This is a genomic window from Myxococcales bacterium (genome assembly GCA_022563535.1).
Classification (GTDB): domain Bacteria; phylum Myxococcota_A; class UBA9160; order UBA9160; family UBA4427; genus DUBZ01.
Genome location: JADFNE010000001.1, coordinates 67,093 through 86,427, shown reverse-complemented (window position 1 = coordinate 86,427; position 19,335 = coordinate 67,093). Strand labels below are relative to the sequence as shown.

The 19,335-nt window shown below is 59.8% G+C and carries 17 protein-coding genes; 9 read left to right on the top strand and 8 right to left on the bottom strand.

The genetic code is table 11. The features are described 5' to 3' along the window. Positions 1–110: 110 nt before the first annotated feature. Positions 111–731: a class I SAM-dependent methyltransferase gene (locus IH881_00310; GenBank protein MCH7866108.1), complete on the top strand. Its 621-nt coding sequence runs from the start codon at positions 111–113 to the stop codon at positions 729–731. 26 nt (positions 732–757) lie between these two features. Next, positions 758–1,039, top strand: a complete 282-nt coding sequence (locus IH881_00305; protein ID MCH7866107.1) for a MoaD/ThiS family protein — start codon at positions 758–760, stop codon at positions 1,037–1,039. Here IH881_00305 and IH881_00300 read toward each other — a convergent pair. Beyond that, positions 1,036–2,832: an aldehyde ferredoxin oxidoreductase family protein gene (locus tag IH881_00300; GenBank protein ID MCH7866106.1), complete on the bottom strand. Its 1,797-nt coding sequence runs from the start codon at positions 2,830–2,832 to the stop codon at positions 1,036–1,038. The genes IH881_00305 and IH881_00300 overlap by 4 nt on opposite strands. A 289-nt stretch (positions 2,833–3,121) precedes the next feature. On the opposite strand from IH881_00300, the gene IH881_00295 reads away from it, so the two are divergent. The 7 genes from IH881_00295 (at position 3,122) to IH881_00265 (ending at position 10,302) form a co-directional block, all read left to right on the top strand. Beyond that, positions 3,122–3,916 (top strand): DUF1295 domain-containing protein, encoded by a 795-nt coding sequence (locus IH881_00295; GenBank protein MCH7866105.1) that lies wholly within the window; start codon positions 3,122–3,124, stop codon positions 3,914–3,916. A 42-nt stretch (positions 3,917–3,958) separates the two neighbouring features. Continuing rightward, complete coding sequence (locus IH881_00290; GenBank protein MCH7866104.1) at positions 3,959–4,876, top strand: alpha/beta hydrolase; 918 nt, start codon at positions 3,959–3,961, stop codon at positions 4,874–4,876. 18 nt (positions 4,877–4,894) lie between these two features. After that, the gene (locus IH881_00285) at positions 4,895–6,154 is read left to right on the top strand and encodes a sulfotransferase (GenBank protein MCH7866103.1); all 1,260 of its coding nucleotides are present in this window, start codon (positions 4,895–4,897) and stop codon (positions 6,152–6,154) included. Between the two features lie 74 nt (positions 6,155–6,228). After that, positions 6,229–6,663, top strand: coding sequence for a nuclear transport factor 2 family protein (locus IH881_00280; protein ID MCH7866102.1), 435 nt, complete (start codon positions 6,229–6,231; stop codon positions 6,661–6,663). A gap of 32 nt (positions 6,664–6,695) precedes the next feature. Then, a complete protein-coding gene (locus tag IH881_00275) occupies positions 6,696–7,841 on the top strand; it encodes a DUF1214 domain-containing protein (protein ID MCH7866101.1) in 1,146 nt (381 codons plus the stop codon). 1 nt (position 7,842) lies between these two features. After that, positions 7,843–9,549, top strand: coding sequence for a DUF3556 domain-containing protein (locus IH881_00270; GenBank protein ID MCH7866100.1), 1,707 nt, complete (start codon positions 7,843–7,845; stop codon positions 9,547–9,549). A gap of 111 nt (positions 9,550–9,660) precedes the next feature. After that, entirely contained in the window at positions 9,661–10,302 is a 642-nt protein-coding gene (locus IH881_00265; GenBank protein ID MCH7866099.1) for a glutathione S-transferase family protein, read from the top strand. 47 nt (positions 10,303–10,349) lie between these two features. Here IH881_00265 and IH881_00260 read toward each other — a convergent pair whose 3' ends face one another. From IH881_00260 to IH881_00230, 7 genes are all read right to left on the bottom strand, one after another. Next, positions 10,350–10,805, bottom strand: coding sequence for a pyridoxamine 5'-phosphate oxidase family protein (locus tag IH881_00260; protein MCH7866098.1), 456 nt, complete (start codon positions 10,803–10,805; stop codon positions 10,350–10,352). A gap of 13 nt (positions 10,806–10,818) precedes the next feature. After that, positions 10,819–12,243 carry an amidase gene (locus IH881_00255; protein ID MCH7866097.1) on the bottom strand — a complete coding sequence of 475 codons (1,425 nt, stop codon included), beginning with the start codon at positions 12,241–12,243 and terminating at the stop codon, positions 10,819–10,821. A 175-nt stretch (positions 12,244–12,418) separates the two neighbouring features. After that, entirely contained in the window at positions 12,419–13,177 is a 759-nt protein-coding gene (locus IH881_00250) for a hypothetical protein (protein ID MCH7866096.1), read from the bottom strand. A 258-nt stretch (positions 13,178–13,435) separates the two neighbouring features. Further along, a complete protein-coding gene (locus tag IH881_00245; GenBank protein ID MCH7866095.1) occupies positions 13,436–15,025 on the bottom strand; it encodes an NAD(P)/FAD-dependent oxidoreductase in 1,590 nt (529 codons plus the stop codon). A gap of 58 nt (positions 15,026–15,083) precedes the next feature. Beyond that, positions 15,084–16,682, bottom strand: coding sequence for an NAD(P)/FAD-dependent oxidoreductase (locus IH881_00240; protein MCH7866094.1), 1,599 nt, complete (start codon positions 16,680–16,682; stop codon positions 15,084–15,086). Beyond that, positions 16,679–17,893: an aminomethyl transferase family protein gene (locus IH881_00235; protein MCH7866093.1), complete on the bottom strand. Its 1,215-nt coding sequence runs from the start codon at positions 17,891–17,893 to the stop codon at positions 16,679–16,681. Before IH881_00235 ends, IH881_00240 begins: the two co-directional genes overlap by 4 nt. A gap of 54 nt (positions 17,894–17,947) precedes the next feature. Continuing rightward, the gene (locus IH881_00230) at positions 17,948–19,258 is read right to left on the bottom strand and encodes an aromatic ring-hydroxylating dioxygenase subunit alpha (GenBank protein ID MCH7866092.1); all 1,311 of its coding nucleotides are present in this window, start codon (positions 19,256–19,258) and stop codon (positions 17,948–17,950) included. Positions 19,259–19,335 lie beyond the last annotated feature (77 nt).

Sequence of the window (19,335 nt, the reverse complement as noted above, 5' to 3'; positions counted from 1 at the left end):
CCGCGATGCGGAGCGAAATTAAAACTTCACATTTTTTAGTTGGTTCCGTGCCCAATTCGCACTGGAGAATCTGCGATATCCTTCCGACCGAGCGCCCGAAGGAGATCTGCATGGGATTTTACCAAGACCGTGTTCTGCCCCACTTCATCGGCATTGCCTGCGGCACGGCTCCCATTTGCAAACAGCGCGAGAAGGTCGTCCCCCACGCACGGGGCCGCGTGCTCGAGATTGGGATGGGCACCGGCCTCAACCTTCAATTCTACGATCCGAGCAAGGTCGAACTCGTCTTCGGACTCGAACCCAGTCAAGGAATGCGCCGCAAGGCGCAAGAGAACCTCGACGCCTCGCCTGTCGAAGTGCGTTGGCTGGATCTACCCGGCGAAGAAGTCCCGCTCGACGACAACAGCGTCGACACCGTGGTCCTCACCTACACCCTTTGCACCATCTCCGACTTCCGAGCGGCCCTCGCCCAGATGCGCCGGGTGCTCAAGCCCGGCGGTACCCTGCTTTTCAGCGAACATGGTGAAGCGCCCGACGAATCGGTGCGTCGCTGGCAAGCGCGGATCAATCCCGTCTGGAAGCGGATCGCAGGTGGCTGCAATTTGAATCGACCGATACCGACTTGCCTCGAGGACGCGGGCTTTTCCATTGCGAAGATGGAGACGATGTATCTGCCGTCAACGCCGAGGTTCGCAGGGTTCAACTACTGGGGAAGCGCTTCGATCGCGTGATCAGCGCGACCTGCCGGAGGCCACCCATGCGCGTGTACTTCTACGCGACATTTCGAGATATCGTCGGTTGCAAGCACATCGACCTCGAACTGGCAGATGGAACCACCGTACAGCGCCTGTTGGATCGGGTGCTGGTCGATCATCCGGGCTTGCGCAGCGAAATGCTCGACACAGACGGAGCGCTATCAAAACACGTCCACATCTTTGTCAACGGGCGAGGCTGCGTATTTCTCGATCGCGGACTCGAGACGCAGCTTTCGGCGCGCGACGATCGCATCGACTTCTTTCCGGCCGTGGCGGGAGGTTAGAGGATGCCGAGTTCCTTGAGTTTGCTTTCGCCCGCCACACCCTCGTCCCAACCTCGCAGCTGGTAGTACTCCGGCAACATCAAGTCGAGTTCGCAGACGTGTCCCTTTGAACCACCGTGGGTTGAGGGTTCGCGCGTAAAACGATCGGGCAACTGGTCCGAACCTTCGCGAAACCCCGCCAGGTTGTTGTAGTAGCGCTCGAGGTTGTAGATGCGTTCGCCCGCGAGCATGACGTCGTCGGCGCTGAAGTCGATCCCCATGGCCGTTGCGTACTGCTCTGCATAGTGATCGGCGCCCATGGCAAATGCCGAAAACTTGCACAGATCCATGCTGTCGGAAAAAGCGTGCAGATCCTGGAACACCTTTACGAGTTCGGCCTTGCCCTTCCAGTCCAGTGGATCCGACACTCCGGGAATGACGCCCAACTCACTCGCGGCAACGTAGCCGCGCAAGTGGCAAGCTCCGCGGTTGCTGGTGGCGTAACCCAACCCCATGCCCTTCATTCCGCGAGGGTCATAGGCCGCAACGGACTGCCCCTTGACCACCATGGCAATCTCGGGATGTCCGAAGTGTTCAGCCGCTCGGGCCGTCCCGTCGGCGAGCACCGCTCCCAGTCCCTCACGATTGGCGAGCATTTCGGTCATCGCCACCATGGCTTCGCCGTCTCCCCAGGCCAATCCCTCGCCGTCGCTGTCCTTGATGAAGCCCCGTTCCGTGGCTTCCATGGTCATGGCGAACAAATTGCCGAGTTCGATCGGATCGAGACCGTAGTCGTTGCACTGGTCGATCAACTTGGCGACGACTCGGATGTCACCATTGTCGCAATTCGCGCCCAGGGACCACGCGGGCTCGTATTCGAGGCTCTCCATTTTCAGTCCAGCGTAGGGTCCGTCCTTGATCTCGACTTCTTTCTTGCACGCAACCGGACACGCGTGGCAGGTGGGATCGCCGGTGAGCAGATGTTCCTTCACATACTCGCCACTCAATCCTTCTGCGCGCTCGCCAAAGGAAGTCAGCTGAGAATTGCGGGTACCCAGGGCGCCGATTGTATTGGTGATGTTGGTAATCACATTGGTGCCGTAGACTGAGAGGCCACCCTTTTTGGGACTCGTAATATTGGCTTCGTCGCGAATGGCGTCCAGTCCACGAGTACGCGCAGCGCGATAGGCATCAACATCTTCGACCTCGCTCTTCTTGCGCGAGGCGCGGATCACGATCGCCTTGAGGTTCTTCGAGCCGCCGACGGCTCCGGTCCCGCCGCGGCCAAAGGCGCGGTCGTCTTCGTTCACCCAGGCCGCGAACCGCGATTGGTTTTCACCCGCGCGGCCGATCGCACAGACGCTCAAGTTCTTCGCACCATACTGCTGTTCGAAGTGTTCGACGGTCGCGTGGATGTCCTTGCCCCAGACGTCCGCGGCGTCGCAGATCTCGATCTGTCCGTCTTCGACAAAGAGATACACCGGCCGTTCCGCCTTGCCTTCGACGATGATCCCGTCGAAACCCGCCCAGCGAACTCGCGCGGCGGTCCATCCTCCCATATGGCTGTCGGTGACGGTTCCGGTGAGAGGAGATTTCGTCACGCAGGCCCAGCGGCCACTCATGTTGATTTCTGATCCGGAGACTGGACCGTTGAGAAAGCACAGCCGGTTCTCGGGAGACAAGGGGTCGACCTCGGGCCCCGCTTCGAGCACGTAGCGCACCCCCAGCCCCCGGGCGCCGATGTATTTCTGGGTCCATTCTTCGGGAGTCGGTCGCATTTCCCAACTGGACTCGGAAAGGTTCACATGGGCCATGTCTCGGCCATAGTCTGAAAGCTTCACGGTGGCTCCTCCCTGGGCAGATCGAATGAATGAATGGATGATGCTCGATTATAGACCCGCGCACGGCTCGCTGGAAATAGCTGAATGGTGTGACGCTGGCTGATTTGACAAGCCAGCCGAAGGTCGGGAACTTCGCGTCAGCAGCGAACAGACCGATCGAGGCCCGGGGAATGTCTGGGTCAGCGATTCAGAAATCGAAGCATTGGCGGAACTCACCGGCCACAGCGTCGATGAATCATCCATCGCGAGAGGGTTGCGAAGCTTGATCGAATACACTGGAGACACCGCCTACGATACGACCCTGACGATCGGGTTTGCAATTGTCGCGCTCACGGCGATTTCGGCGATATTCGTCCGCACCCCCTACGGTCGCTTCGCCGACGAGAGTTTCGGAGTGAGCCTCGACCCCCGGCTCGGCTGGTTCTTGATGGAACTGCCCGCCTCGCTGAGCTTCGTCTACTTTTTTCTGCAGGGACCCAACGCCGCCACGCCCTTTGCACTCTGCGTGCTCTTCGTCTGGCTCGTCCACTACGCAAACCGAGGGTTCATCATGCCCGCACTGATGCGGGTTCCGGTCGGCCAGAAAAGCAGTTTCAGCCTGATGCTGGTCGTCATCGGTTGGGTCGTGACCAGCATCCACGGCTACCTGAACGCGACCTGGGCATCGAACCATGCGGGACACCTGGGCTTTGCCTGGTTTGCCGACCCCCGCTTCATCTTCGGCATTGCACTCTACTACGCGGCGTTTCTCGCCAATCTTCACTCGGACTACATCGTGCGCCAACTGCGAACCCAAGAGGAAATCGCCCGGGGAATCAAGCGTTATCGCATTCCCAACGGCGGGCTGTTTCGCTACGTGAGCAATCCCAGCTATCTCACCGAGATCTTGTTCTGGGTCGGTTTCTCTGTCTTCACCTGGAGCCTGGCCGGGGTCTACGTCCTGGCGATCACCATGGCGAACTTGATCCCGCGAGCCGTATCCACTCACGCCTGGTACCAAGAGACGTTTCCCGATTACCCGCGGCAACGAAAGATCTTGATTCCCTTCGTCTGGTAGGGGGCGCAGGCTCCTGTTCGCTATACAAGAGACATGACATTCGTGATCACCAATGAAGATCCCGTACCGAATGGTGCGGTTTCAGAATGGCTCACCGCTGCGGATCGAACGCGGTTCCGCGTCGCTCGCTTTGCCCCCCCGAACACCAGTCGCGGAACCGTCGTCGTACTGAACGGCCGCACCGAGTTCATCGAGAAGTACTTCGAAGTCATTCGCAACCTGCACGAGCGCGACTACACCGTCGCAACTCTCGATTGGCGAGGTCAGGGGATGTCGGATCGCCCGCTCGCGTCTCGTCACAAGGGTCACGTTGAAGACTTCGACCTTTACGTTTCAGACCTTCGTCAGACGATGGTTGAGTTTGTCGAACCCAACTGCCCCGCACCCTATCGCCTCTTGTGTCATTCGATGGGAGGCAACATCGGCATGCGCTACCTGGGCGAATTTCCCGATTCCTGTGAATCGGCGGTTTTTTCGGCACCCATGTGGGGGATCGGCAAGTTCGCTCGGACACCCAAACTCCTGCGCCTGGTCGGGGGGGCCACAAACGTGCTTCGGCTGGGCACTTCGTACATTCCGGGCGGCGGGGACTACAGCGAATCCGATCGCAAATTTGAAGGCAACGTACTCACCCACGACCCCGAGCGCTTTGCCCGTTTCGTGGCCCAGGTCAAAGCGCAACCCCAGCTCGAGCTCGGCGCCCCAACGTTCGGCTGGGCGAGACAGGGGATCATCTCCATGGAAACGATTCACGCCCCGGGGTTTCCCGAAGCCATTCACACGCCCATTCGCGTCTGCACGGCCAGTGCGGAGTCGCTGGTCTCCGTCGAAGCGCAAAGAATCGTGGCCAACCGGCTCCCCAATGGCGAGCAAGTGATCATCGAGGGAGCAAAGCACGAACTCTTGATGGAGATCGACGACTATCGGGATCAGATCTTCGCGGTGTTCGACGCACTCTGAACCCGACGCGGAGAAGACATGGCCGAAGACATTCGTATCCTCGATCTCGCCGACCCCCAATTGCCCCAAAGTTTCATCGATCAGTCGAAGCTCGCGGCCCCCATCGCCGACGCCATGCAACTCGAACTGGATGCGCTGATGGAACAGGCTTCAAGGGAGACCGGACTCACCGACTTTGGAGAACTCGACTGGCAAGAGCGCCTTGAAATCATCCTCACAGGTCTGCGCGAAGACGGCCCGCTCACCGCGATCGGCAAGCTGAGCAGCATTGCGCAGCTCGTGGGCTTTCTCAAGAATCGCCTGTTGCTCGAAGACTTGTGGAAGCGCCATCCAGAGATAGAGCAAGTCGAACAAGAGCCTCCAATCATCATCGCCGGCCTCCCCCGCAGCGGCACGACTCACCTCCACAGCATGATCGGGGCCGATCCGAAAATTCGCTCGCTTCCCTGGTGGGAGTCACTCGAACCGGTGCTCGCAGAAAGCGAGGTCCCGCTCCCAGGTGAAGAGGATCCGCGGTTCGCTCGGGCTGCAGCGGGTATTGCATTTCGCGATTCCGTGATGCCGCACTTCAACGCCATGCACGAGATGACCGTGGACCATATTCACGAAGAAATTCATTTGCTCGCGATCGACTTCTCGACCATGATCATGGAAACCCTCGGCATTGGTCGCGCGCCTCGTTTTCGCGACTACTACCTGGAGCACGACCAGACGCCGCACTACCGCTACCTGGCCAAGATCCTCCGCACCCTGCAGTGGCTTCGCGGGGGAACACGCTGGGTGCTCAAGAGTCCCCAGCATCTGGAACAGCTCAAACCCATCGCCGCAGTTTTTCCCGGCGCAACCCTCGTCGTCACCCACCGCGACCCGGTCGCGACCGTCGCTTCGTTTTCGACGATGATTGCCTACGCGTCGCGACTGTCCGCGGCGAAGGCGGACCCGGTTGGCCTCGGGCACTACTGGGCCGACCGAATCGAGAAAATGCTGCAGCGCTGCGTCGAAGATCGAGACACCTTCGCCGCCGACAGCTCCATCGATGTTCTGTTCCATGACTACATGGGGCGAGAACTCGAAACGGTCGATGAGATTTATCGACTGGCGGGCGTCCCATTCGATTCCGACTCGAAAGCCGCGCTCGTGGGCTATCACGACGATCATCCGCGCGGCCGGTACGGACGAGTGCGCTACAACCTGGCCGACTTCAACCTCAACGCAAAAGAATTACGCGAACGATTTCGCTTCTATACCGATCGCTTCCCGGTAAGGCTCGAGAGCTAAAACGGCTACTATTGAGATCTTGCGGAAAACTGCACAAACTGCGCCTACAACATGCACCGGATCCGGAGGAACGAATGTCCATCGAAGAAAACAAGAAGACCGTGGAAACCTTGTGGAATGCGCTCAGTGACATGAACTGGGAAACGATGAAGAACTGCCTTACGGACGACATTCACTACGAGGACGTTCCCACCGAGGATCCGGGCGCCCGAGGCCCCGAGAACGTAGTGAAGCGATTGGCGATCGCGTTCGATCATCTGGTCGACCACCAACACACCATTCACCATCTGGTTGGCGACGGCGACGTGGTCTTCCTGGATCACACCGAAGTCTGGACTTTCAAAAGCGGGGAGAAAGCGACGAACCAGTTTGCAACCATGCACGAGATGAAGGGAGGGAAAATCTCCAAATGGAGTGACTACTGGGACGTCTCCTCTTTCGTCGGGCAGTTCCCCGAGTGGTTCCTGATCGAAATGGCGAAGGGCACCCAGGCCGACTTCACCGATTGAAAACTCCGCACAGCCAACTCGAGAGGTCCTCTATGCCTTCCTCCACAACGTCTTCCCCCACAACCGAGAGCCGAAAGAAACTTCACGAACTGCTCGACCTGATTCGCGAAATCGACGAGCGACGCTACGGCAGCGAGTGGGGGATCGAGAACCAGGGCGATATCGCCGACGGTCATCGCAACTTGATGCACCTGCTCGAGGGCGGCCTGTTCTCGCATTTCGACGCCGATCCCGAGCGGCCGGTGTTCCGGCGGATCGTTTCGCCGACCCGCAAGTTTCGCGGCGACAACGGTGACGCCATCTACTTTGACGCCGCGATCCGTCCGGACCGCGACTACATCGTGCGCGGCAACATGGCGGGGGCCGTATACGTCTCGCTGACCATCGAGGAGGGACCGGGGGAAGGCGCCTACGCCACGGGCACCGCCGCGGGTCTACATGACGGCGAATTCGACGTCGACCCTGACGGCAACTTCGAAATCGTGCTGTCCGCGGAGAAGCGCGAACGCAATTGGCTCGAACTCACCCCCACTGCCATGCGGGTAACGAGTCGACACTACTTCGAAGAAGAAATTTGCGCCGCCGCCGATCCGTCGCGGCACGTGCCGATGACCATCGAGCCCGCGTTGGATCCGGGACCGCCGCCGGCCTTCGACCCCGAAGCACAGGATCGCAACGTGGCCGCCGGCATTCAGCGCGTGATGAATTTCTTGCGTGGCGACACCCTCGACCAACCCCCGCGCAAACCCGAAGATCAGCCGAGTTGGGTATCGAGCGTGCCCAACGTCTTCAACAAACCCGAGAAGCCTGGCGACATGGCGTACTCCGCCATGGACATCGCCTACACCATGGCGCCGTACTTGCTCGGCCCCGACAAAGCACTGCTGATCACCGGCCGCTTTCCCGAGTGCAAGTTTGCAAACGTCTGCCTATGGAACCGATATATCCAGAGTTATGACTACAGCAACCGGCGCATCTCACTCAACCGCAAGCAGACCCAGCTCGAAGCAGATGGGAGCTTCCGGATCGTAATCGCTCACGAAGACCCGGGGGTGCCGAACTGGATCGACACCGAGGGACGCCCCTTCGGGCTGGTCTACTGGCGTTTCGTCATGCCGGAGGGAGAGGTCGAAACTCCCGTAGCCGAGGTCGTGGAAACGGCATCGCTGGGGAGCTGAAATGACGATTTCAGACACTGCGATTCCGCCCTACGAAATGGACGATGTCCCAGACGTGCGCGCCCTGCCCTTTCCTCGGCGCATGCGTCTCATCTGTCGCATGTGGGCTTCCCAGCAACATGCCACGCCATTCGTCGTGATTGTGATGTACTGGCTCAAGTATCTCATCTTCTTTACGGGGGGATGGATATTCGTCTCTTCCTTTTCGACGAACTACACGGGCTTGACCTCGATCGGCGACTGGGCGTTTACCGGCATCGCGTTCAAAAAGGCCATCGTGTGGGCCATGTTTTACGAAGTCGCCGGCTTTGGCTGTTCCTTTGGCCCGATGAACGCGCGCTTCAAACCTCCGATGGGAGGCTTCCTCCACTTTTTGCGTCCGGGCACGACCAAGCTTTCGTTGTTTCCCGGCTTGCCCCTGTTGGGCGGCATTACGCGCAGCTATCTGGACGTCCTTCTCTACGCAGGGCTTCTTTTCTTTCTATTGCGCGCGGCAATCGCCCCGGACATCACCCCCGAGTTGTTGATCCCCGTCTGTATCGTGCTCCCCCTGCTCGGCATCGCGGACAAGACCATCTACCTGGCCGCCCGTTCAGAGCACTACTTCGTTGCATTGATTTGCATCACCGCCGCCAGCACCGGTGATGTCTGGATCTCCGCCTGTCAGATTCTCTGGTGTTGCATCTGGTTCTGGGCAGCGACCTCCAAGCTCAATCATCACTTCCCCACGATCATTCAGGTCATGATGAACTGCGGCCCGTTTTTTCCCACCGTTCTGAAGAAGAAACTGTTTGCCCAATACCCCGACGACCTTCGACCGTCGAAGTTTGCGGCCTTCATGGCCCATTTTGGAACGATTACGGAATACATGATCCCGGTCGTCCTGCTCTCGAGCGAAAGTGCGCTGGTCACGGGCGGTGCTCTCTTCGTGATGTTCGGCTTTCACAGTTTCATTGCCGCCAACAACCCGGCTGGGATGCCGATCGAGTGGAACATCTTGATGATCTACGGCGGCATCTTTCTCTTCGGATTCAACCCTGAGGTCAGTGTGCTCGCGGTTGGAAATGTACCGCTGCTCGCCGGGTTCCTGGTCATCAGTCTCGTCGCCATCCCACTCTACGGCAATCTCGTGCCGTCCAAAGTTTCATTCCTGTTGGCTATGCGTTATTACGCCGGAAACTGGGCCTACAACATCTGGCTCTTCCGCGGGGACAGCGCAAAGAAACTCAACAAGCTGGTGAAGGCCGCAGCCACCATGCGCGAACAGCTCGAGGAAGTGCTCGACGATGAATTGGCGGTGGATGCAGTCATGATGTCCATGCCTGCCCAACGCCTCGTCTACCTCCAGGGCAAGGTGCTCTTCGATGCCATTCCCGAGGCCGTGGACGACATCGACAACTATGAGTGGATGGAAGGCGAAGTCGTGGCTGGCCTGGCACTCGGTTGGAATTTTGGCGACGGGCACTTGAACGAGATGCAATTGCTCAACGCCATCCAGGAACAATGTGGTTTCGAAGAGGGAGAGTTACGGGTCGTGATGGTCGAATCCCAACCCCTGTTCGGTCGCCACATGGCCTGGAAGGCTGTAGACGCCGTTACCGGCATCCTGGCACAAGGCAAAACGGAGATCGCACCGATGCGCGACAAACAACCCTGGCCGACCGGCGCATACGCGGAGGCCTTCGCGCGCGGATCGAGTCATCGGTAAAAAACCTTGCCCGGCAGGGCCGGGTTGCCCGGATGCCGCCATAGCCGAAGCAGGTTACCTTGACGTTGCAAGACCCATCCGATCCAAAATGCAAATCAAGAGAGTGACGAAATGGAGATCAAGGCCATGTACAAGCTTTACTGGGCAGCAGGGACCGGTGCCTTCGCACCGCAGGCTCTCCTCGAAGAAATTGGCGCCAGCTACGAAAAGATCGTCATCGATCGCGAAAACGAAGAACATCGGTCCGCCGAATTCCTGGCCATCAACCCGATGGGCGAGATTCCCGCCCTCGTTCTTCCCGACGGATCATTCATGACCGAGTCGGCTGCCATCATGCTCCAGATTTGCGAGCGCCATCCCGAAGCCAAGCTCGCGCCTGCGCCGGGCAGCCCGGAAAGCGCGACCTTCCAGCGCTGGTTCGTCTTCATGTCAGCCAACATCTATCAGGACATTTTGCGATTGTACTACGGGGATCGCTTTACCAATGATCCCAAAGGTGCCGATGACGTCGCGAGTGCCGCGCTTTCCGCTTTGGATCGCCACTTCGCGATCTTGAACGAAGCACTATCGCCCGGCCCGTATCTACTCGGCGAAACTTTCAGCGCGGCGGACATCTACCTCTTTATGCTCGCGCAGTGGCATCCGGACATTCCCCAGCTCTTCGAGGCGAACGATCGCATTCGGCTGCATGCTGAACTCGTCGAGGCTCGGCCGGTGGTGGCCCGAGTGTGGGCTGAACACGCGGAAGACTGATCGCATCAACGCACGGTTCGCGACGCTCTTGCCGCACCAGCAGCCTGCTAGAGGCCGACGTATTCCTTGCCGTAGTCCGCGGTGAGCCAGCGCTCGGGCGAAAAGCGAACGATGATTTGAGGTTCTTCGCCTTCGCCCTCCCCTGGCTGATTGAAGTCGACGTACGTATTGCCGGCCTCGACGCCCAGGTAGCGGTGCGCCAGGGGCCTCACGTGCTTTTCGAGATCCGCAGTCGCGATCGAGCGGATGGGGCCTTCTACGCTGACGTATTGATACGGCGACGCTTCGTTCTGAACACAGAGACTCACGCGCTGGCCCTCGGCAATCAGCTTGCCCTTGCGAGAACCCGGCTCCGTAATGAACGAAACCTCGCCCCCGACTTCGTAGCCGTACCAGACGGGCACGGTCAGAGGCCCGCGACCGGGCTCGTGGAGGCTCAACACGCCAACTCGAACTTCCGAGAGAAACGCCCCGGCTTCGTCTCGCGTCATCGTGGTAGACATTCTCGCTCCTCTCTCAGCAGTTCGGCCTTTCTTCGGCGCTGCAAAAGGGTTGGCGGACGGCTTCCAGGGCGGCACCGGCGCGGAATACGGACTCGTCGTCGAAGGTCCGTCCGACCAACTGGACACCTGTGGGTACGCGATTCTCGGAGATCCCGGAAGGCACCGAAAGCACTGGGCAACGGCTGAGCATGTTGAACTGGTGGCACATCGCGATGCCGAGTTCGGGCTGGATGGACTTCCCGTTGATCTCCAGTGAGTCGTGTACGTAATTGAAATCTGCTTTGACCCGGGTGGTGGTCGTGGTCGGGCACACGAAGAGCTGGTAGCGCTCCATCAGCGGTCCAAAGCTTTCGTACATCTCGCCGCAGACCGTCAGTGCGGCGAAATAGTCCGAGAGCTGAACCGATCGCCCGCGAAGGAGGTAGTCGTGCGCGTAGTCGGTGAGCAATTCTTCACGGCCGGCGGCGGCCTCTTCAATGACTTCTCCCATCACGGCGTCGTAGTAGTGCAGAGCGGCTTGATCCAGGCGGTCCGTCCAACCGAGCTTGACCGGTTCGACTTCGGCTCCGAGGCTGCGAAAGATCTCGAGGGTCTCCAGGGTATTGCGGGCGACTTCCGGATCGACCTCGACGTAGTCGAAATCGATCGAGTAGGCGATGCGCCAGCCGCGCAAATCCGTGTCGAGATCGAGGGGGATATCGACCTTCGGCTGGACGCTTGCGATGTCGCGTGGGTGGGGGCCCGACATCACATTTTGAAACAACGCGCAGTCGACCACTGTGCGCGCCAGGGGTCCCTGGTGGTTCCACGAATCGAGGTTCCAGGGCGCGGCTTCGGGGTTGCGCCCATAGGGGGGCTTGTAGCCGACCAGCCCACACATCGAGGCGGGTTGCCGGATCGAACCCCCGATGTCCGAACCGCTGGCCAGCGTCGAAGTCCCTGCAGCGAGACTGGCCGCAGAACCACCCGAGGATCCGCCCGGGGTGATGTCGAGATTCCAGGGATTGCGCGTGACTCCCCACAGGCGCGAGAAGGTTTGAAAGAGAATGCAGAACTCTGGTGTGGCCGTGCGAGCGTGGAAGATCGCACCGGCTTGTTCGAGTCGATCGACCACGTGGGCACTTTCTTCGCTCACATGATCCTTGAACAACAACGAGCCCTGGGTGGTGATCTTGCCGCGAATCTCGGCCTCGTCCTTGATGGCGATCGGCAGACCCTCGAGAGCGCGCGCCTCGCCGGCCAGGTAGCGCTGTTCGGCGCGGGCAGCTTGTTCGAGCGCTTCTTCGAAGTAGCACTCCGTAAAGGCGTTGATCCGGGGGTCGATGGTTTCGGCGCGCTGGATCAGGGCCCGCAGCAATTCCACCGGGGAGAGTTCTTTGCTGCGAAACCGACGGAGGGCACTAGCGGCGGGCAGGTAACAGAGTTCGAGATCGTCCATCGGGGGGTCCTTGCTCCCGAATGAGCGGGGTCGGGATTTCAGCCTGCCATTTCGTCAAGACAGGGCTGCCTACGATAGGCCAGTGCTTCATTTGCGGCGAACTGAATTGGGAAATCTGGCCGGGGCGTACATCGGCCGAGCCGCGATGCGCGCAGAGGCGCGTCCGCGACTGCTGCTACGAAGTAGCCTCGGCCGTCCGGTCGCGTCGAAGCCACCGCTCGTAGCTCGCGGGTGGAAAGAATGCGAGGCCAACCAGGAGTGCTCCCCCGGTGCCAAAGAAGGATTCAAGCTCCAACAGGGAGGAAAAAACCACTCGGATACCCGCCTCACCGTCGACAAGCAAGTACGCCGTTGTCGCCAGGTCCATCGTGATCCAGAGCGACGCCGCGGATGCCCAGAGCAGGTAACGGTTGCATGTTAGCGGGTCGCAGAGCCCCAACTTCCGACGACGACGGGCCGCGGCATACTGCTGCGTGGCCTCGCATGCCATCCATACACTGGTGAGTGAAGCGCCAACGAGCCTGATCCAGTGGAACGGGCTTCCATTAGCGCCCAGAAATTCAAAATCGCCCATCGCCACGGATCCGACCCAGCCGACGACGATTGCAGTGGCGATGAATACCATGAACCCGAGCGCCCAAGATTCGTTGCGGCGGAATACCACCCACGTGAACATTGCGAAGGCGAAGTTGCCCAAGTCTGCGACGATGAATGAAAGCAGTGTGATGGTGGGCACGATGCGCTCGTCCCCGGCAAGCAACAGATAGGGGATGTTGTAGACGACGTAACTCCCACCCCAGCAGAGAATCGCGATCCCCAGAATCCTTTCTGCAGACTCCCCGGTTCGCTTGCTGAGATTCCAGAGTTTCACGCCAACAGCCAGATACAAGGTCATAGAAAGTAGTTCGCCTATCCACGGCACCAGCTCTTCCATCGGCTGCGTCTCTCCCACTCAATTTCACGCCCAATTGGATTAGGCGCCGGCATTCACCCCGGTTCTTCTCTGCTCTCATCTCATCGGGTGTACTCAACACTTCTTTATGTCCGTAGTCCGGCTTTGTACCGATGGGGTGTTTCGAAAAACGCGAAGAGGAGACCAGCGGAAAGCCGGGGGGGATAAGCCCCGGATTTGCCTCCAAGGCCCTGGGCCGCGTGTATTCTGCGCGGCACCCCACACTCTTCAATCCACGCGCTATTGCGCGTCCTTCAGGATCTCCCGAGCGGCGTTGTAGCCGGGAATCCCGGTCACGCCGCCGCCGGGGTGGCAGCCGACGCCGCACATATAGACCCCTGCGATCGGCGTCCGATAGTTCGCGAAACCCGACACCGGCCGCATGTGGAAGAACTGATCGAGCAGCATGTCGCCGTGGTTGGGGTTGCCCTCGGGCAATCCGAATTCGCTCTCGAGATCGGTGGGCGCGAGCACCCGCCGGTGAAGAATGAGCTCCCGGATCCCGGGTGCATATTCGGCCAGCGTCTCGATCGCGCGGTCTGCGAACAACTCCTTGTGATCATCCCAACTCCCCGCGCGCAGGGCGTAGGGTGCATAGCGAGCCGTGATCGACATCAAGTGTTGTCCGTCGGGAGCCAGGCCCGGATCGCTGAGAGTGGGAATCAGCACGTCCAGCACCGGGCGGTCCGAGTACTCGCCGTATTTCGAGCAATCGAAGGCCCGCTCGATGTCGTCCAGCGAGGGTGCGATTTGAATCGGCCCGGACAAGCGCGCCTTCACCGTGGACGCGTCGCCCTCGGCAGCTGTAAACGTGGGGAGATCGCGCAGTGCGAGATGGATGCGCGCCGACGACCCCCGGTACTTGATGTTCCGAACGTCGTGCGCAACGCTGACGCCGAATTCCCGGGGCTCGAGCAGCTTGAAGAAGGTGGTGCGCGGATCGGCGTTCGAGACGACGATCTTCGCCGAGATCGTCTCGCCGCTTTCGAGTTTTACGCCGGTGGCTTGGCCATCGTCGATGATCACCTTTTCCACGGCCGCGCCAGTTCGAATCTCCACCCCGAGGTCGCGAGCGGCATCGGCGATCGCGCCGGTCAGGGCACCCATCCCGCCTTTCACGACGGAGGCCGAGCGAAACAAGCCGGTGCCCGAAAGCGCCCAGCTGCCGAGCAGTGCCAACGCAGAGCCCGTTTCCCGCGGTCCCAGGGTCACGTGCTGGATGCAGCTCGCGCCGATGGCCACCTTCACGACGGGGGACTCGAAGTGCTCCCTGAGCATGTCTTCCGTCGTCAGCGGGACAGCGCGCAGAAGCTCTTTGAGGTTCTTGCGGCCCAGGCGCCACAGAGGACCCAACAGGTTCAGCCCACCGAGCAGGTCGGCGACTCCCAGGTTGGGAAGCGTGGGAGGCGTCATGTCCATCATGCCGCGCAACACGCCGGCGATCCGGCTCATCAAGTCGATGAATGCCGGATAGGCGGCGGCATCGGCCTTGGAAAACCGTGCAATCTCCTCGACGGTTCGGGCGGTGTCCCGCCAGATCGTCAGTTGAGTTCCGTCGGGTTGCGGGCAGAACGCCACCGCGTCCGAGTGCACGGTCTCCACGCGCGAATCGAGTTTGAGCTCATCGCGCACGCGCTGGGACAAGTAGCCGCCGCCGTCCGCGACCGTCGAAGCGTGAAAGCCCGGAAAGATCTCCTCGGTGACAGCGGCTCCGCCCACGCTGTCGCGCTGCTCGAGCACGAGCACGCTGCGCCCCGCTTTGGCGAGGTACGCGGCCGCTACCAACCCGTTGTGTCCTGCTCCAATGACAATGACGTCAGACGTGGCCACGATTTCATTCCTTTTTGTTGACTCGTTCTCAGCAGGATCAAGCTGGAAGGGGGAAATGTCAGAAGGGGAAGTCTCTGCCCAGGATCTCTTTCGCCGCCAGGCGCCCTGGCCCGGCGGTAATTCCGCCTCCGGGATGTGTTCCGGAACCGCACTGGAAATAGCCGCGCACCGGCGTGCGGTAGGCGGACCACCCCGCTGCGGGACGGAAGAAGAAGAGTTGATCGAGGGTCAGTTCACCGTGGAAGATGTTCCCCTCGGTGAGGCCAAAGGTGTCTTCCATATCCGCAGGCGTCAGGACCTGTTTGTGGAGCATGATGTCCTTGATGTTCGGACAGTAGTCGGACAGGGTGTCGATCACGGTATTCCCGAAGGCTTCGCGCTGTTGATCACGATTGCCGTGCTTCGACAAATCGTAGTTCACGTATTGACAGAAGATCGACATCACATGTTTACCGGGGGGCGCCATGGTCGGGTCGGTAACGCTGGGGATGGAAATCTCCATCGCGGGTCTCTTCGAAAAACCATCGTACTTGGCGTCGTCGTAGGCCCTTTCGATGTAGTCCACACTGGGACAGATATCGACCGCGCCCCGCAAGAGAATCTTGTCTTTCATGGCCGTAAAGTCCGGCAGGCCATCGAGGGCGAGATTGACCTTGCCCGAAGAGCCCCGGTATTTGAACTTGTCGATCGTGTCCACCAGTTCGGAGGGCAGCTCCTTTTCCTCGATGAGCTTTCGAAATGTCACCTTCGGGTCGCAGCCCGAGACGACGGTATTGGCGTAGATCTCGTCGCCGTTTTCCATCGCGACACCCACCGCCTTGCCGTGCTTGACGATGACCTGAGCAACCGGGGCGTTGACATGGATTTCGGCGCCCAGGCTGCGAGCCGCACTCGCGATGGCTTCGCTGACGCCACCGGTACCTCCGCGTTGGCTTCCCCAGGCGGAATACGCGCCGTCGAGTTCACCCATATAGTGGTGTAGCAACACGTAAGCCGTGCCCGGAGACTTCGGGCCCATCATGGTGCCGATCACGCCGATCAGTCCATACATGGCGCGCACGACGTCGGTTTCGATGTACTCCCCGAGGAAGTCGTCGCAGCTCATGGTCATGATCTTGTAGAACTGTTTGAACGTATCTTCGCCCAGGCCGTGCAGGTGCTGGCCGAAATCCTTCAGGGTTCGCAGATCGCGCAGGCTCGGATTGCTCAGGTTGGGCGGTGTGTATCCCAGGATGGGTTTTACCGCGAGCGCCATCTTGTGCATGATCTCGCCAAAGACGGCCGCACGATCCGCGTCGCGCACAGAGTGGCGCTTTATCTCTTCGCGGTACTTCGCCGCATCCGCATAGGCGATGAAGCAGTCACCATTGTCCATCGGCAGGAACGTGTGGTCGATGGGCCGAATCTGCAGGCCGTGCTTGGGAAGCTCGAGCTCTCGCGTGACTTCGGCGCGCAAGAGGCTGATCACATAGGAACAGACCGTGTAGGTGAAGCCCGGATAGATCTCTTCCGATACCGCCGCCCCTCCCAGAACGTGGCGTTGCTCCAACACCAACACCTTGCGCCCGGCCTTCGCGAGATAGGCCGCACAGGTGAGACCGTTATGCCCGCCACCAACGATGATTGCATCGTACTGATTGCCGTACTTCTCGCTCATTTCGAGCCTCCGATGATCGCTTTCTTGCGCGGTGGATCGAAGAAGGGCATGCGGACGACGGTTGCGGGAATCGCGAATGATTTCGCCTCAATGGATTCTTCGAAATAGATGACGGTGCCGAGTTTTTCGTACTTCGCTTCGACTCTTGCGATGACCACGTATTTCTTCAGGGTCGACGACCAGACCCCGCTGCTGCCCCTGCCGATGAAGTTCCGGCGAGCCGCGTCGGAGTAGATTGGATAGAACGTCTTCCACGGTTCGTGGGGCACATGCAGGGGCATGTCGAATTCGGCGTAGCATCTCTCGATCGCTTTCACATCGAGTTCGAGGCCAACCGTGACGCGAGTCGTTCCCCGCTTCTTCTCTTCTCGCAGAGCGTCGCGACCAACGAAGTACGATTGGTCGAGTTTGACCATCCAGCCCAGGCCCAACTCATAAGGGGAAGTCTTCTGTACCTCGTAGAGAGTTTGTGTCGAGGAGACGAAGTCGAGATCGATCAAGATCAGGCCCGCCTCCACTCGCGCAACATCGAGGGCGATGGCTCCGGCCGGACGCATCTGATAGTCGGGCCCGATTTCCATCAACGCATCCCAGAGGGCCAGGGCGTTTTCGGATTTTGTAAAAATCTCGAAGCCGAGGTCACCTGTAAATCCCGCGCGCGAGATGACAACGGGAAAGCCGGCGATCTCCGCGTCGGTGCAACGGAAGAAGCGCAAGCCATCCAGGTTGGTAGTCGTCAAGCGCTGAATCAGGTCTCGCGACGTAGGACCTTGAAGCGCCACTGCAGCAATCGACTCTGAAGTGTCTTCGATCTCGACGTCCATTCCCGTGGCGTTGTCTTCCAGCCAATAGAGAGTGGGGATCGCCGCGGTCATGCGAAAGTGTTCCTCACCCAGGCGCATGATCGTGCCGTCGTCGACGACCTTGCCGCGATCGTCGCACCAAACGGTGTAAAACACCTGCCCGACCCGCGCCTTCGAAAGGTCTCGCACCACGACTCGATTGAGCAGGGCGTGGGCATCGGGGCCGCGCACGTCGTATTTATAGAGAGGCGAAACGTCGAACATCCCGCAGCCATTTCGAACGGCGTGGTATTCGTGATCGAAACTCAGTTCGAACTGCGTCGCCGACTCGAAGCCCGCCCACTCTTCCCAGTGATTGCCCTGGTTGAGGGCGGAGGTTCGCGCGTGAAATGGCGTGGGTCTCGGCATGATTTCTCCAAATGGGGCTTGATCGCGAGCAGCAGAATATCAAATTGATCGACGTTACGCGTCCGATCGAAGCTCGCGTCCATATTTCAGCGCTCGCAGGTAGATGCTCTGGAGCTTCGGGATCTGGCTTTCGAGTTCCGCATACGGGCCCGGCACATAGGCGCGCGAGGCAATGCCCGCCTGGGTGTCTTCTACAATCTGCCGGTCCTGGTTCATCGTGGCGCTGGCAAGCCAGCACATGCTCTCGATGTCGTAGTCGATCCCTTCCTTCGCGTCCTCATGAACGAGCCACATCAACTGCTGATCGGTGTCGGCCACTCCGAGTGGAGTGATGCGCAGGACTGTCGAGACTGAGCAACTCGTGTAGAGGAAACAACTCGGGGTCAGCCCCCAGTCGACCTGACCCTCGTCGTCGGCCTGGTAGGTTCCAAGCAACTTCGAGGGCATGTCCGCTCCGTTGGGGGTCAGCGAAGCGTAGAGACTTTCCGTGTTTTCGTTGACCAGCATGCGCTCGGCGAAGCTGATCTGGGCGTTGTAGCAACTCTCGTCGTCCGGGAGATCAACGTTGTCAGCGGACATGGATCCCGCCATGTGTCCCAGTGCTTTGGCCTTCGCTTCCCAGATTTCATTTCTCTCGGCGAAGGTATCGATCGCCTTTTCGGTTCCAACGGCATCCCGCAAGGCGTGCAGTTGAACCTTGCACCACTCCGGATGAGAGGAAGGGCAGTGGTAGCACTCGAAGTAATTTTCGAGCGCGACCTTCCAGTTGACGGGCGAACGGAAACTCTCGACGTGCGCGATCTTGGTGTGGCGCAGATCCGCCTGCGCAACCCATGGGAGCAGTGGCTCGGTGAGAGATTCAAAATCGGGAACGCGGCCCTGCCCTTCCGGCGTAAGGTTGATGAAGATCAGTCCTTCGAACACGCGAACCTGGCAGGAGCGCAGCGAAAGCTTCGACAGGTCGACGCTCTCCGGCATGCCCCGGGCGTGGGCGAGACTGCCGTCGAGTCGATACGACCAGGCGTGATAGGGACAGGTCAGGCGCTTGATGTGGCCTGCGGATTCCCGGCACACCCGCGAACCGCGATGGCGACAGACATTGAAATGCGCGTGGACGACATCGCCCTCGCCGCGCACCACGATGATTTCTTCTCCTGCAATTTTGAACAGGAAGTAATCGCCCTGCTTGGGAATTCGGCTGATATGGTCGGTAAACTGCCATTGCCTGGAAAACAGGTGAGTGAATTCTTCCTCGAAGACCTCGGGCGAGAGGTAGAAGGCCTGATCGAGGGTGTAGCCGAGCCGATGGTTGGCGATCAGGGCGTCGATGCTGGAGTTTTGGATGGAATGGCGTGAATGAGTCATGGTGGTCTCTCTTTGGGTTTGAGGCTCCCGGGTGCAATGGTCGTGAATCTATTGTAGCCTGTCGGCTGACAGTCTAA

Coding starts and splice junctions, on each gene's coding strand:
- IH881_00310 (MCH7866108.1), top strand. CDS start 111: ATGGGATTTTACCAAGACCGTGTTCTGCCCCACTTCATCGGCATTGCC.
- IH881_00260 (MCH7866098.1), bottom strand. CDS start 10,805: ATGTCTACCACGATGACGCGAGACGAAGCCGGGGCGTTTCTCTCGGAA.
- IH881_00235 (MCH7866093.1), bottom strand. CDS start 17,893: ATGCCGAGACCCACGCCATTTCACGCGCGAACCTCCGCCCTCAACCAG.
- IH881_00275 (MCH7866101.1), top strand. CDS start 6,696: ATGCCTTCCTCCACAACGTCTTCCCCCACAACCGAGAGCCGAAAGAAA.
- IH881_00300 (MCH7866106.1), bottom strand. CDS start 2,832: ATGGCCCATGTGAACCTTTCCGAGTCCAGTTGGGAAATGCGACCGACT.
- IH881_00255 (MCH7866097.1), bottom strand. CDS start 12,243: ATGGACGATCTCGAACTCTGTTACCTGCCCGCCGCTAGTGCCCTCCGT.
- IH881_00265 (MCH7866099.1), top strand. CDS start 9,661: ATGGAGATCAAGGCCATGTACAAGCTTTACTGGGCAGCAGGGACCGGT.
- IH881_00240 (MCH7866094.1), bottom strand. CDS start 16,682: ATGAGCGAGAAGTACGGCAATCAGTACGATGCAATCATCGTTGGTGGC.
- IH881_00305 (MCH7866107.1), top strand. CDS start 758: ATGCGCGTGTACTTCTACGCGACATTTCGAGATATCGTCGGTTGCAAG.
- IH881_00230 (MCH7866092.1), bottom strand. CDS start 19,258: ATGACTCATTCACGCCATTCCATCCAAAACTCCAGCATCGACGCCCTG.
- IH881_00250 (MCH7866096.1), bottom strand. CDS start 13,177: ATGGAAGAGCTGGTGCCGTGGATAGGCGAACTACTTTCTATGACCTTG.
- IH881_00270 (MCH7866100.1), top strand. CDS start 7,843: ATGACGATTTCAGACACTGCGATTCCGCCCTACGAAATGGACGATGTC.
- IH881_00280 (MCH7866102.1), top strand. CDS start 6,229: ATGTCCATCGAAGAAAACAAGAAGACCGTGGAAACCTTGTGGAATGCG.
- IH881_00285 (MCH7866103.1), top strand. CDS start 4,895: ATGGCCGAAGACATTCGTATCCTCGATCTCGCCGACCCCCAATTGCCC.